Origin of the sequence: Aliivibrio sp. A6 (assembly GCF_028765505.1) — a bacterium.
In the GTDB taxonomy this organism is placed as follows: domain Bacteria; phylum Pseudomonadota; class Gammaproteobacteria; order Enterobacterales; family Vibrionaceae; genus Aliivibrio; species Aliivibrio finisterrensis_A.
In genome coordinates, this window is record NZ_JARACR010000020.1 from 42,046 (window position 1) to 55,089 (window position 13,044).

At 40.4% G+C, this 13,044-nt stretch carries 13 protein-coding genes; 10 read left to right on the forward strand and 3 right to left on the reverse strand.

The annotated features are described in order from the left end of the window. Positions 1-6: 6 nt before the first annotated feature. From recF to dnaA, 3 genes are read right to left on the reverse strand one after another with little or no spacing between them, the layout of a single operon-like run. The gene (gene recF, locus PVK70_RS12600; protein WP_130048480.1) at positions 7-1,086 is read right to left on the reverse strand and encodes a DNA replication/repair protein RecF; all 1,080 of its coding nucleotides are present in this window, start codon (positions 1,084-1,086) and stop codon (positions 7-9) included. Between the two features lie 13 nt (positions 1,087-1,099). Further along, a complete protein-coding gene (dnaN, locus tag PVK70_RS12605; RefSeq protein WP_130045768.1) occupies positions 1,100-2,200 on the reverse strand; it encodes a DNA polymerase III subunit beta in 1,101 nt (366 codons plus the stop codon). Between the two features lie 31 nt (positions 2,201-2,231). After that, positions 2,232-3,641 (reverse strand): chromosomal replication initiator protein DnaA, encoded by a 1,410-nt coding sequence (gene dnaA, locus PVK70_RS12610; protein ID WP_130048479.1) that lies wholly within the window; start codon positions 3,639-3,641, stop codon positions 2,232-2,234. A 293-nt stretch (positions 3,642-3,934) separates the two neighbouring features. On the opposite strand from dnaA, the gene PVK70_RS12615 reads away from it, so the two are divergent. The 10 genes from PVK70_RS12615 (at position 3,935) to mnmG (ending at position 13,043) form a co-directional block, all read left to right on the forward strand. Further along, complete coding sequence (locus tag PVK70_RS12615) at positions 3,935-4,687, forward strand: amino acid ABC transporter substrate-binding protein (RefSeq protein ID WP_130048478.1); 753 nt, start codon at positions 3,935-3,937, stop codon at positions 4,685-4,687. 134 nt (positions 4,688-4,821) lie between these two features. After that, the gene (locus PVK70_RS12620) at positions 4,822-5,493 is read left to right on the forward strand and encodes an amino acid ABC transporter permease (protein WP_130048477.1); all 672 of its coding nucleotides are present in this window, start codon (positions 4,822-4,824) and stop codon (positions 5,491-5,493) included. Continuing rightward, entirely contained in the window at positions 5,490-6,227 is a 738-nt protein-coding gene (locus PVK70_RS12625) for an amino acid ABC transporter ATP-binding protein (RefSeq protein WP_130048476.1), read from the forward strand. The genes PVK70_RS12620 and PVK70_RS12625 overlap by 4 nt, the downstream gene beginning before the upstream one ends. Positions 6,228-6,414: 187 nt before the next feature. After that, a complete protein-coding gene (gene rpmH / locus PVK70_RS12630) occupies positions 6,415-6,549 on the forward strand; it encodes a 50S ribosomal protein L34 (protein WP_005416778.1) in 135 nt (44 codons plus the stop codon). A 15-nt stretch (positions 6,550-6,564) separates the two neighbouring features. Further along, positions 6,565-6,918 carry a ribonuclease P protein component gene (rnpA, locus tag PVK70_RS12635; protein WP_130045763.1) on the forward strand — a complete coding sequence of 118 codons (354 nt, stop codon included), beginning with the start codon at positions 6,565-6,567 and terminating at the stop codon, positions 6,916-6,918. Then, positions 6,885-7,142 carry a membrane protein insertion efficiency factor YidD gene (gene yidD, locus PVK70_RS12640; protein ID WP_130045762.1) on the forward strand — a complete coding sequence of 86 codons (258 nt, stop codon included), beginning with the start codon at positions 6,885-6,887 and terminating at the stop codon, positions 7,140-7,142. The genes rnpA and yidD overlap by 34 nt, the downstream gene beginning before the upstream one ends. A gap of 2 nt (positions 7,143-7,144) precedes the next feature. After that, entirely contained in the window at positions 7,145-8,770 is a 1,626-nt protein-coding gene (gene yidC / locus PVK70_RS12645; protein ID WP_130048475.1) for a membrane protein insertase YidC, read from the forward strand. A 98-nt stretch (positions 8,771-8,868) separates the two neighbouring features. Beyond that, positions 8,869-10,236 carry a tRNA uridine-5-carboxymethylaminomethyl(34) synthesis GTPase MnmE gene (gene mnmE / locus PVK70_RS12650; protein ID WP_130048474.1) on the forward strand — a complete coding sequence of 456 codons (1,368 nt, stop codon included), beginning with the start codon at positions 8,869-8,871 and terminating at the stop codon, positions 10,234-10,236. Between the two features lie 59 nt (positions 10,237-10,295). Further along, on the forward strand, positions 10,296-10,730 hold the full coding sequence (gene mioC / locus PVK70_RS12655; RefSeq protein ID WP_130048473.1) for an FMN-binding protein MioC: 435 nt from the start codon (positions 10,296-10,298) through the stop codon (positions 10,728-10,730). Between the two features lie 423 nt (positions 10,731-11,153). Further along, entirely contained in the window at positions 11,154-13,043 is a 1,890-nt protein-coding gene (gene mnmG, locus PVK70_RS12660; RefSeq protein ID WP_130048472.1) for a tRNA uridine-5-carboxymethylaminomethyl(34) synthesis enzyme MnmG, read from the forward strand. Position 13,044 lies beyond the last annotated feature (1 nt).

A 13,044-nucleotide genomic window follows, 5' to 3' on the forward strand; every position in this document is an offset into this window, starting at 1 on the left:
GCGTTTTTATCCTTGGGCTATTTTGCCATGTTCTATCTCGAACATCTTGCTTTCTTCATCATGCATATCTGCAATCTGTTCAGCAGTAATCGAACTAATAAACACCTGCGCCTTTGTCTGTTTCAAATATTGAGCCAGCAATTGACGGCGATGACTATCCAGTTCAGAAGCAAAATCGTCTATTAAATAGATGCACTGCTTTCCTGTTGCTTCTGTTAAATGTTGCCCCTGCGCTAATCGTAGCGCACATACCATCAACTTTAGTTGACCACGAGACAACACATCTTCAACAGGAGTGCCTGCAACTTTAATTCGTAAGTCGGCTTTATTTGGGCCGCCGACGGTATAACCCAGCTGTTTATCTCGCTCAAAGTTCTTCTTGAGCAAGTCTGCGTATGGGGTTTCTCTATCCCAACCGCGATAGTATGACAGCTTTATGTCATATTCTGGTAAGAATGCCTGACATATTTGTTGAGTTGCTTCAGATATGTGATTGATGTAATCCACTCGCCACTGATCTATTTTTTCAGCCAGTTGTGCGAGTTCCAAATCCCAGTAGCTTAGCTCTCTATAACTCTGTGCCGTTTTTAATAATGCATTACGTTGCTTGGTTAATCGCTTCACTCGGCTCCATGCTTCATAAAAAGCAGGTTCCACGTGAAACACTCCCCAATCGATAAATGCTCGGCGAAATTTAGGGCCATCAGTAACTAATTCAAACCCTTCAGGGTGAATTAATTGAAGCGGTAAAACCTTAGCTAATTGTGCCAGTTTTTGCCCACTTTCTCCGCCTATTTTAACCTCTGTTGTGCCATCGCGCTGCTTATTTATACCAATGGGCAGTTCAAAGTTTTCTGGTGTGGTGAAACGACCATGAATAAAAAGCTCGTTACAGTCATTTCTAATAATCCGACCGGTTAACGAGCTCTTAAATGAACGGCCATGTCCGAGCAAATAGATCGCTTCTAGGACACTGGTTTTGCCACTGCCATTGGCACCCGTAACAAAATTAAAGCCTGATGATAATTGAATATCACACGTCTTTATATTACGAAAATCATTAATGATTAGGCGTGATAATGGCATTGATAGTTAAAATCTACAGACGGATTGGCATAACAACATATTGCGCTTCATCATTAGCGCAATCTTCAACTAACGCACTCGCATTAGCCGTTGTCATCGAAATACGTACACGTTCGCATTTTAAAGTATTCAGCACATCTAATACATAGCTAACGTTAAAACCGATTTCGATATCATCGCCTTGGAAATCCACATCAAGGATCTCTTCCGCTTCTTCTTGCTCTGGGTTATTCGCGGTAATACGCATTTGATTATTGGCTAAATTAACGCGAACACCACGGAATTTTTCATTAGATAAAATTGCGGCACGAGCGAATGCTTGGCGCAGTTCATCACAATCGGCTTCTAGCGTCTTGTTACTGCTTTGCGGCATTACACGGCGATAATCAGGAAAGCGACCATCAACCAGTTTTGACGTAAATACAAAGTTATTCACTTCTGCACGTACATTTGAATTACCAAACTGTAAAGTAACACTCTGATCGGGTGAGTCAAGTAAGCGAACTAGCTCTTGAATACCTTTGCGTGGCATGATCACTTGTTGTTCTGGAAGTTCTGACTCTACAGGCATATTACATACTGCCATTCGGTGACCATCCGTTGCTACAGAACGGAAAATAGCACCTTGAGTTTCAAACATCATACCATTGAGGTAATAACGAACATCTTGGTTCGCCATAGAGAATTGAGTACTTTCTATCAGCTTACGCAATTGTGCTTGAGATAAGGTGATTTCAACCTCACTCTCCCAACCTTCAATGTTTGGAAAATCATTAGCAGGCAGAGTCGCTAGAGTGAATCGACTGCGTCCAGAACGCACTAAAACTCGATCGCCTTCCAATACGATAGTGATAGTTGCGCTGTCAGGTAAACCACGACAAATATCTAAAAATTTACGAGAAGGAACGGTAATAGCGCCCGCTTCAAAATCACCTTCTAACGTAATCTTACTGATCAACTCTACTTCTAAATCGGTTGCGGTCATTGATAATTGACCATTTTCTACCTGAAGTAAGATGTTACCTAAAATAGGTAATGATGGACGGCCACCAAGGGCACCAGATACTTGTTGCAGTGGTTTTAATAACAGACTGCGTTCAATAGAAAATTTCATAATACTCGTTTATTTAAAAGTAGATAATAACTTACGATGACAACGTACGAATGAGGTTAGAGTAGTCTTCTTTTATATCATGACTCTCTTCACGCAATTGCGCTATTTTACGACAAGCATGAAGTACAGTGGTATGGTCTCGACCGCCAAATGCGTCACCGATCTCAGGTAAGCTGTGATTGGTTAACTCTTTAGACAATGCCATCGCTAATTGACGTGGACGCGCAACAGAACGAGAACGGCGTTTAGACAACAAGTCTGCCATTTTTATCTTGTAGTACTCAGCAACGGTTTTTTGAATATTATCAATCGTTACTAACTTCTCTTGAAGCGCTAATAAGTCACGTAATGCTTCGCGTACAAAATCAATCGTAATTGCACGGCCAGTAAAGTTAGCATTTGCAATCACACGGTTAAGCGCCCCTTCTAATTCACGTACATTCGAACGTAAACGTTTTGCAATAAAGAAGGCCACTTCATCGGCAAGATGAATTTGATGATCTTCTGCTTTCTTCATTAAGATAGCAACGCGAGTTTCTAATTCTGGCGGTTCAATCGCAACAGTAAGACCCCAACCAAAGCGAGATTTCAAACGCTCTTCTACCCCATTAATCTCTCTTGGGTATTTATCTGACGTTAGGATAATTTGCTGATTGCCTTCCAATAACGCATTAAAGGTATGAAAGAATTCTTCTTGTGAACGCTCTTTATTCGCAAAAAATTGAATATCATCGATAAGCAAGGCATCAACACTACGGTAATAACGTTTGAACTCTTCAATGGCGTTATTTTGTAGTGCTTTAACCATGTCTTGAACAAAGCGTTCTGAATGCATATACACAACTTTAGCGTCAGGCTTGCGCTCAAGAATCGCATTACCCACTGCTTGCAACAGGTGTGTTTTACCTAAACCAGTACCACCATATAAGAATAGTGGGTTATACGCCGTTCCCGGGTTATCAGATACTTGGCGAGCTGCAGCTAAGCCAAGTTGGTTTGATTTACCTTCAACGAAGTTAGTAAATTTATGTTTAGGATTTACATTCGAGCGATGATTCAGATCAGCAGGAGTAGGCTCTGAACTCTGAGATTCCCATGGCTTATTCGCTGACTGTAAGGCTTGAAGTTGTGCAGGAGCTGAGGTTGAAGCAGCAACATCTGCTGCCGTTCTCTTTGGTACAGGTGCTGATGCCGTAGGTTTGCTACCCACTTCAAAGCGTAATGTAGGAACATCACTACCACAGAACTCATTTAATAATGAGTTAATGCTATTTAAGTACTTATCTCGAACCCAATCCAACACGAAACGGTTCGGCGCAAATAGCGTAAGGGTATTGTCATTTAATTCAGCTTGCAGGGGTTTAACCCACATACTAAATTCTGCGGAAGGTAATTCTTCTTGAAGGCGCTGTAAACACTGCAGCCAAAGCGATGAAGACACGGACAACCCCACTCATAATTATTTTTAAAAGGTTGTCGATTTTATACTGTGGATAACTTTTGTGCCAGTGTTAGATCGATGATCCAGTGAATAAGATCGAAGTTATTCACACTGATCACGCTTTTTTGCTTAGATCGACACACTTTTTACCTGACTTATACCCAAAACCATCAACAAGCGGAAATAATAACCTTTATTTTACGGTTTAGTTATTACACATAACCAGAGGGTATTTAGAGCTCAATCGCAAAAAAAGTATTATCTCAATACTGATGAATTACGGAGTATCAATCATGAAATGGACAAAGAACATTCTTACTGGATTAACACTGACACTAGCAGCCACTCAATTTGCTCAAGCAGCCACTGACGTTAAAGTAGGGATGTCGGGCCGTTATTTCCCATTTACCTTCGTTAAACAGGATCAACTGCAAGGCTTTGAGGTTGATTTATGGGATGAGATTGGTCGCCGTAACGACTATAACGTTGAATATGTAACTGCGAGTTTTTCTGGTTTATTTGGGCTATTAGAAACAGGCCGAATTGATACGATTTCAAATCAAATTACCAAAACCAAAGAACGTGAAGCTAAATACCTATTTGCCGACCCTTATGTTGTTGACGGTGCGCAAATTACCGTTCGTAAAGGCAATGACAGCATCAAAAGTATTGAAGATTTGGAAGGAAAAACCGTTGCCGTTAACTTAGGTTCTAATTTTGAAAAATTACTGCGAGATAACGATAAATCAGGCCAAATAAACATTAAAACCTACGATACTGGTATTGAGCACGATGTCGCTTTAGGCCGTTCAGATGCGTTTGTGATGGACCGTCTATCAGCAGCTCAACTGATTAAAAAATCAGGATTACCACTGCAACTTGCAGGCGAACCATTTGAAACCATTGAAAATGCATGGCCGTTTGTAAAAAATGAAAAAGGTCAAAAGCTACAAAAAGAAGTTAATAAGGCATTAGCTGAAATGCGAGCAGATGGTACATTAGCAAAAATATCACAAAAGTGGTTTGATGCTGACGTAACACAATAAATCAAACTAACTCGGTAAGTACCTACTTCTATTTACAATAAACCCACTATCTGTAACGTAGTGGGTTTTGTGTTTATTACTTATATAAACTCAGTACAACTCACCACTTTTGAAACTAATTATAGAGAGACATCATGGGATTTGATTTTGCGTATATGATTGAACTCTTACCAATACTGTTTAAGTATTTAGGTACGACATTAGAAATGGCGATATGGGGATTGTTCTTTGCTTTGGCTCTGGCGTTAGTACTCGCTAACTTAAGAGTCTTTAAAGTGCCCGTATTGGATCAACTCAGCCAGCTTTACATCAGCTTTTTCCGTGGTACACCACTGCTGGTTCAATTATTTCTTCTTTATTATGGCTTACCGCAAGTATTCCCTATTTTTATTGGATTAGATGCGTTTAGTGCCGCTGTTATTGGTTTAACACTCCATTTCGCTGCTTATATGGCAGAGAGTATTCGAGCAGCTATTATTGGTATTGATCGTAGCCAAATGGAAGCCAGTCTTTCTATTGGTATGACAACATCTCAAGCAATGCGTCGTATTATCCTTCCTCAAGCGACTCGAGTAGCTTTACCTTCATTAATGAACTATTTCATCGATATGATTAAATCCACGTCATTAGCCTTTACACTTGGAGTGTCTGAAATAATGGCAAAAGCGCAAATGGAAGCCTCTTCAAGCTTTAAGTTCTTTGAAGCATTTTTAGCCGTAGCCCTGATTTATTGGGGTGTTGTTGTCATTCTTACTCGAGTACAAACTTGGGCTGAAGTGAAATTAAATAAGGCATATGTTCGATGATAAAAATTACCAACCTACATAAAAGCTTTGGGGACACAAACGTACTATCAGGCATTGACCTCACCATTAATAAAGGAGAGATAATTGCCATTATAGGATCAAGCGGTACAGGCAAGTCTACGTTACTTAGATGCGTCAATTTTCTCGAAACGGCCGACAAAGGCACCATTACGATTGATGATATTAGCGTCAACAGTGAAAAAAATACCAAAGCAGAAATCATTGCATTGCGACGAAAAACAGGGTTTATCTTCCAAAACTATGCTCTTTTTGCACATTTAACCGCTCGACAGAATATTGCTGAAGGCCTAATAACTGTCCACAAGTGGAATAAGGCAGATGCCCTTAAAAGAGCACAACAAATTTTAGATGATATTGGGCTTGGTGATAAAGGGGATAACTACCCTTCAGCGCTTTCTGGAGGCCAACAACAGCGCGTTGGTATTGGACGAGCAATGGCCTTAGAAGCAGAACTGCTATTATTTGATGAACCCACGTCAGCACTTGATCCTGAATGGGTTAATGAAGTACTGACGTTAATGAAAAAACTGGCCACTCAACATCAAACCATGCTGGTTGTAACTCATGAAATGCAATTTGCAAAAGAAGTCGCCGATAAAGTTATCTATATGGCAGATGGAAAGATCGTGGAACAAGGAACCCCAGAGCAAATTTTTGGTTATCCACAGGATCCTAAATTAAAAAAATTCTTGAATCAGGTCGGGATCGCATAAAGATCCTTGCGCTCTGGCTCACAAAACGTATAATTCACCGTCCGGAAAAATCGTGGAACCTCTTATTGACTATTTTTCTGTCAATGATTACAATTCCGCCTCTTTGTTGAGAGGCGTCGGAATGTACGTCCCACGCCGGGTTTATACAAAAAACCTAAACACTACTGATCAGTAAAAGGTAATACCAATGAAACGCACTTTCCAACCTTCAGTTCTTAAGCGTAAACGCTCTCACGGTTTCCGTGCACGTATGGCTACTAAGAACGGTCGTAACGTAATTAACGCTCGTCGCGCTAAAGGCCGTAAGCGTCTATCTAAGTAATCCTAGATTATTTTGATGAATTACGACTTCTCTCGGGAGTTACGCTTGTTAACTCCCGAAGATTACAAATCTGTTTTCAAGCAAGCTCACCGAGCCGGCTCACCTCACTTCACCATTCTTGCCAGAGAAAATTCACTATCGCACCCTCGTTTAGGCCTTGCTGTTCCTAAAAAGCAAATTAAAACTGCTGTAGGTCGCAATAAGTTCAAACGTATTACGCGTGAAAGTTTCCGCAATAAGCAACATTCATTACCTGCGAAAGACTTTGTGGTTATCGCTAAAAAGAGTGCTCAAGATCTGAGTAACGAAGACTTCAACAAGCTATTAGACAAATTATGGCATCGCCTGTCTCGCCCTTCTCGTGGATAGCAATCGGTCTAATCCGTTTTTATCAACTCGTCATCAGTCCATTGATTGGACCTCGCTGTCGATTTACTCCAACGTGTTCACATTATGCAATTGACGCACTAAAGTCACACGGTTTAGTAAAAGGGTGTTGGCTATCTGGCAAACGTCTATTAAAATGTCATCCTTTGAATGATGGGGGCTATGACCCCGTCCCACCCAAGCAGCATAAAGACAGAGAACAATAACGATGGATACCCAACGTAATATTCTGTTGCTCGCACTGGCTTTAGTTTCTTTTTTACTTTTCCAACAATGGCAAGTAGAAACTAATCCGCAGCAACCAGCTACAGTTAGTACCGTTCAACAAACACAAACGGATGGTGATGTTCCAACTTCTTCAACAGCACACAGTGATACGCCTGCTGATTCAGCGCAATCTGATAAGCTAATCACTATCACAACAGATGTACTTACTTTAAAAGTAGATACATTGGGTGGTGACATCATTGAATCAATTCTTAATAAATACGACGCTGAATTAGACTCTAAAGCAAAGTTCGTTCTTCTTAAGAACGATGCTACGCACAGTTACATAGCTCAAAGTGGTCTTATCGGTCCTCAAGGTATCGATTCAAATACCGGCCGTGCACAATTCACTACGCAAAAAACAGATTATGTTTTAGCTGACGGTCAAAACGAATTACGCGTTCCGCTAACATTAGTGAAAGACGGTATTACTTATACTAAAACACTAATTCTTAAACGTGACAGCTACGCTATCAATGTTGATTATACGGTTGATAACCAATCTTCAGCACCAGCAACAGTAGAAATGTACGCGAACTTAAAGCAAAACTTAATGGACGACGGCGGCAGCTTAACGATGCCTACGTACCGTGGTGGTGCTTACTCTACAGAAGATACTCGTTACAAAAAATACAGCTTTGACGACATGGAAGATAAGAACTTATCTATCGACATGACAAACGGTCAAGGTTGGGCGGGTATGCTACAACATTACTTTGCTTCAGCTTGGATCCCTCGCAACGTAAATGACGCAACACTGACGTCACGCGTAGCGGGCGATTACGGTTACATTGGCGTACGTATGCCTGCTGTAACAATTCCTACAGGTCAAGAAGCAACGCTTTCTGCAACACTTTGGACTGGTCCAAAGCTGCAGAAAGAAATGGCAGCGACTCAACAATACCTAGACTTAACGGTTGATTACGGTTGGTTGTGGTTTATCGCTTCACCACTTCATAAACTACTGTCTTTCATCCAAGGCATTGTTGTGAACTGGGGTCTAGCTATCATCATCTTAACCTTTATTGTTCGTGGCGCTATGTACCCACTAACAAAAGCACAATACACATCAATGGCTAAAATGCGCATGCTTCAACCTAAGTTGACTGCTATGCGTGAGCGTATTGGCGATGACCGTCAACGCATGAGCCAAGAAATGATGGAGCTTTATAAGAAAGAAAAAGTAAACCCACTAGGTGGTTGTTTACCAATTCTTCTTCAAATGCCAATCTTCATTTCGTTGTACTGGGCACTAATGGAATCTGTTGAGCTTCGTCATGCACCATTCTTTGGTTGGATCACGGATTTATCAGCACAAGACCCATACTACATCCTGCCATTATTAATGGGTGCAAGTATGTTCTTAATCCAGAAGATGAGCCCAACAACAGTAACGGATCCAATGCAACAGAAGATCATGACGTTCATGCCTGTTATGTTCACCGTGTTCTTCTTATGGTTCCCTGCTGGCCTAGTTCTTTACTGGTTAGTATCAAACATCGTAACGTTAATTCAGCAGACTCTGATTTATCGTGCACTAGAGAAAAAAGGCTTACACTCTAAGTAAGTTGAATTTCTAAAGAAATAAACAAAAGGCGGCCATTGGTCGCCTTTTTTGTTTTATCGGCTTACAATATGCTCAAGCAATAGACATTAAGAATAATCATGACATTACATACAGACACCATAGTTGCACAAGCAACAGCGCCAGGCCGAGGCGGCGTAGGCATCATTCGAGTATCAGGCCCTAAAGCAAAAGAAGTGGCTTTAGAGGTTATTGGTAAAGAACTGAAACCACGTTACGCCGAATATGCACCATTCAAAGATGAGAATGGTTTAGAGCTTGATCAAGGCATTGCACTCTATTTTCCTAACCCACATTCATTTACGGGTGAAGACGTTTTAGAACTTCAGGGGCATGGTGGCCCTGTTGTCATGGATATGCTAATCAAACGCATCCTAAAAATAGACGGTATCCGTACTGCTCGTCCAGGTGAATTCTCAGAAAGAGCCTTCCTAAACGATAAAATGGATTTAGCACAAGCAGAAGCTATCGCTGATTTAATTGATGCAAGCTCTGAAGAAGCAGCTAAATCAGCCTTAAATTCACTGCAAGGTGTTTTCTCAAATAAGATTAACACCTTGGTTGAATCACTTATTTACCTTCGAATTTACGTTGAAGCTGCCATTGATTTTCCAGAAGAAGAGATCGACTTTCTTGCCGATGGCAAAGTAAGTGGTGATTTACAAGGGATCATTGATAACTTAAATGCGGTTCGCCAAGAAGCGAATCAAGGTGCGATCATGCGTGAAGGCATGAAAGTTGTTATCGCCGGCCGCCCAAATGCAGGCAAGTCTAGCCTTCTTAATGCACTATCAGGTAAAGATACTGCAATTGTCACCGATATTGCAGGGACCACTCGTGACGTCCTTAGAGAGCATATTCATATTGATGGTATGCCTTTACATATCATTGATACTGCAGGCCTTCGCGAAGCCTCTGATGAGGTAGAACGCATTGGTATTGAACGAGCTTGGGACGAAATAGCTCAAGCTGACCGCGTTTTATTTATGGTTGATGGCACAACAACGGATGCAACAGACCCCAAAATAATCTGGCCAGAATTTCTTGATCGCTTACCTAAAAACATGGGCATGACAGTGATACGAAATAAAGCCGATCAAACCGGTGAAGATCTTGGTATTTGTCATGTGAATGATCCTACCTTGATTCGTCTATCAGCAAAAACGGGTGAAGGGGTTGATGCTCTGCGTACCCACTTAAAAGAATGCATGGGCTTCTCTGGCAACCAAGAAGGTGGTTTTATGGCTCGTCGTCGCCATCTAGAGGCACTAGAAAAGGCAGCTCAGCACCTCGATATAGGTCAACAACAACTTGAAGGCTATATGGCTGGTGAAATCCTTGCTGAAGAATTGAGAATAGCGCAACAACACCTCAGTGAAATAACAGGTGAATTTACTTCTGACGACTTACTAGGCCGCATCTTTACTTCTTTTTGTATTGGTAAATAAACTAATAACAAATTACACAATAATGGGCTATTACAGCCCATTTTTTATAGGAAAAATTCATGAAAAATGCATCAATCATTACTGGTAGCACCCTTGGTGGTGCAGAGTACGTTGGCGATCATCTTGCTGATTTATTAGAAGATATGGAGTTCACAACAGATATACATAATCAACCTAATTTAGATGAAATAGACAGTAATAGTCTTTGGCTTTTCGTCGTTTCGACTCATGGAGCAGGAGATTATCCAGACAATATCAAACCATTCATTGAACAATTACAAAATAATCCCAACGCTTTATCTACGATAAATTTTGCCATCGTTGCGATTGGTGATTCAAGCTACGATACTTTCTGTGCAGCAGGTAAATCACTACAAAGTACATTGATTAAACTTGGTGCCACTGAAAAATATCCATTACTAGAAATAGATGTGACTCAAAATAGTATTCCAGAAGAGCCTGCTGAATTGTGGTTAAAACAACACTTTTGTTAATAAAAAGTGTTAACCGATCAAAAAAGTTATTAAATAGCTGACACCTACTATGTGGATAACTATAGAAAGATCCAGTGATCAAGTTATAGTTATCCATTGAATAAGATCTAACACCCTCCCCCCTTGTGGATAAGTAGTAATTTTATCCTCAAGCAGTCCGATCGAAGATCAAAGATTCATCACAACTTAGGATCTTACTAAAGTACATGATCCTATTGATCATTTGCCACTTATCCACAGAGATCGACGTTCTATATAATAGATCTAATAAGAGATCTCTTTAAAAGATCTTATATATATTAAGTGATCTTTAATTTTTGAACTTCGTCACTTTTTCATTTCTTTCCAAGCTAGAAAAAGGGTAAAATAGATCTCTTAAAATTAAATTCTTCTCACTATTTTCATAACACCTAAGGTCAACTCATGTTTTACCAAGAAAACTTTGATGTCATTGTTATTGGCGGTGGTCATGCTGGAACTGAAGCAGCATTAGCAGCTGCAAGAACAGGACAAAAGACACTTCTACTCACACATAACATCGACACATTAGGTCAAATGTCATGTAATCCTGCTATCGGTGGGATCGGCAAAGGCCATTTGGTAAAAGAAGTGGATGCTTTAGGTGGATTAATGGCACAAGCCACTGATCATGCCGGTATTCAATTTAGAACATTAAATGCGTCCAAAGGCCCAGCAGTTCGAGCGACTCGTGCTCAAGCAGATAGAGCACTATACAAAGCATTTGTTCGTTCAGTATTAGAAAACCAACCAAACTTAACGTTATTTCAACAAGCAGTAGATGATCTGATTATTGAAAACGATAAAGTTATCGGTGCTATTACTCAAATGGGCCTTAAATTCCGTGCTAAATCCGTTGTATTAACGGCTGGAACCTTTTTAGGGGGTCAGATACACATTGGCATGGAAAACTTCTCTGGAGGTCGCGCAGGAGATCCTTCTTCGATCACTCTTGCTCAACGTTTACGAGATCGTCCATTTAGGATCGATCGCCTTAAAACCGGTACTCCACCACGTATTGATGCTCGTAGCGTTGATTTTTCAAATTTAGAAGCACAACCGGGTGATAATCCAACGCCTGTTTTCTCATTTATGGGTAATCGTGAACAGCAGCCTAAACAAATTAACTGCTTCATCACTCATACTAATGAAAAAACACATGATGTAATTCGTAAGAACCTTGATCGTAGCCCTATGTACGCTGGTGTTATCGAAGGTATTGGTCCTCGTTACTGCCCTTCAATTGAAGATAAAGTAATGCGTTTTGCTGATAAAGACAGCCACCAAATCTTTATTGAACCAGAAGGCTTAACAACACACGAATTATACCCAAATGGTATTTCAACAAGTTTGCCATTTGACGTACAACTGCAAATCGTTCGTTCAATGAAAGGCTTTGAAAATGCACACATTGTTCGTCCAGGTTATGCGATTGAGTATGATTTCTTTGATCCTCGTGATTTAAAATCAACGTATGAAACTAAGTTTATTGAAGGCTTATTCTTTGCTGGTCAAATTAACGGTACTACTGGATATGAAGAAGCGGCTGCACAAGGGTTAATGGCCGGTCTTAATGCAAGTTTGTTTGCTCAAGGCAAAGAAGGTTGGAGTCCACGCCGTGATGAAGCATACATGGGCGTGCTTATTGATGATTTATCAACGCTTGGAACCAAAGAACCATACCGTATGTTTACGTCTCGTGCCGAATATCGTTTATCACTTCGTGAAGATAACGCCGATTTACGCTTAACAGAACAAGGCCGTGAACTTGGTTTAGTTGATGATGCTCGTTGGGCTCGCTTTAACGAGAAAGTAGAAAATATTGAAAAAGAACGTCAACGTTTAAAAGACATTTGGGTGAATCCTAAATCAGAAAATATTGATCAAGTTAATTCGATCTTAAAAACGCCGATCGTTCGTGAAGCAAGTGGTGAAGATCTTCTTCGTCGTCCTGAAGTGAATTATGAGTCATTGATCTCTATTGATGGTTTTGGTCCTGCTATTGAGGATCAACAAGCGTCTGAACAAGTTGAAATTCAAGTAAAATACGCCGGATACATTCAGCGTCAGCGTGATGAAATTGAAAAATCATTACGTCATGAAAATACAAAATTGCCTTTAGATCTTAATTATAAAGAAGTTAAAGGTCTTTCAAATGAAGTGGTTGCGAAACTCACAGACGCTAAGCCTGAAACGATTGGCATAGCATCACGTATTTCTGGTATTACACCAGCTGCAGTTTCTATTCTATTAGTGCATTTAAAGAAACACGGTTTATTAAAAAAAGGTGAGTAAC

Excerpts from the sequence above, each read along its gene's own strand:
- yidD (WP_130045762.1), top strand. The coding sequence starts at position 6,885 with ATGGCATCGCCTGTCTCGCCCTTCTCGTGGATAGCAATCGGTCTAATC.
- mioC (WP_130048473.1), top strand. The coding sequence starts at position 10,296 with ATGAAAAATGCATCAATCATTACTGGTAGCACCCTTGGTGGTGCAGAG.
- mnmG (WP_130048472.1), top strand. The coding sequence starts at position 11,154 with ATGTTTTACCAAGAAAACTTTGATGTCATTGTTATTGGCGGTGGTCAT.
- yidC (WP_130048475.1), top strand. The coding sequence starts at position 7,145 with ATGGATACCCAACGTAATATTCTGTTGCTCGCACTGGCTTTAGTTTCT.
- recF (WP_130048480.1), bottom strand. The coding sequence starts at position 1,086 with ATGCCATTATCACGCCTAATCATTAATGATTTTCGTAATATAAAGACG.
- dnaN (WP_130045768.1), bottom strand. The coding sequence starts at position 2,200 with ATGAAATTTTCTATTGAACGCAGTCTGTTATTAAAACCACTGCAACAA.
- PVK70_RS12625 (WP_130048476.1), top strand. The coding sequence starts at position 5,490 with ATGATAAAAATTACCAACCTACATAAAAGCTTTGGGGACACAAACGTA.
- mnmE (WP_130048474.1), top strand. The coding sequence starts at position 8,869 with ATGACATTACATACAGACACCATAGTTGCACAAGCAACAGCGCCAGGC.
- PVK70_RS12620 (WP_130048477.1), top strand. The coding sequence starts at position 4,822 with ATGGGATTTGATTTTGCGTATATGATTGAACTCTTACCAATACTGTTT.
- rnpA (WP_130045763.1), top strand. The coding sequence starts at position 6,565 with ATGAATTACGACTTCTCTCGGGAGTTACGCTTGTTAACTCCCGAAGAT.
- rpmH (WP_005416778.1), top strand. The coding sequence starts at position 6,415 with ATGAAACGCACTTTCCAACCTTCAGTTCTTAAGCGTAAACGCTCTCAC.
- PVK70_RS12615 (WP_130048478.1), top strand. The coding sequence starts at position 3,935 with ATGAAATGGACAAAGAACATTCTTACTGGATTAACACTGACACTAGCA.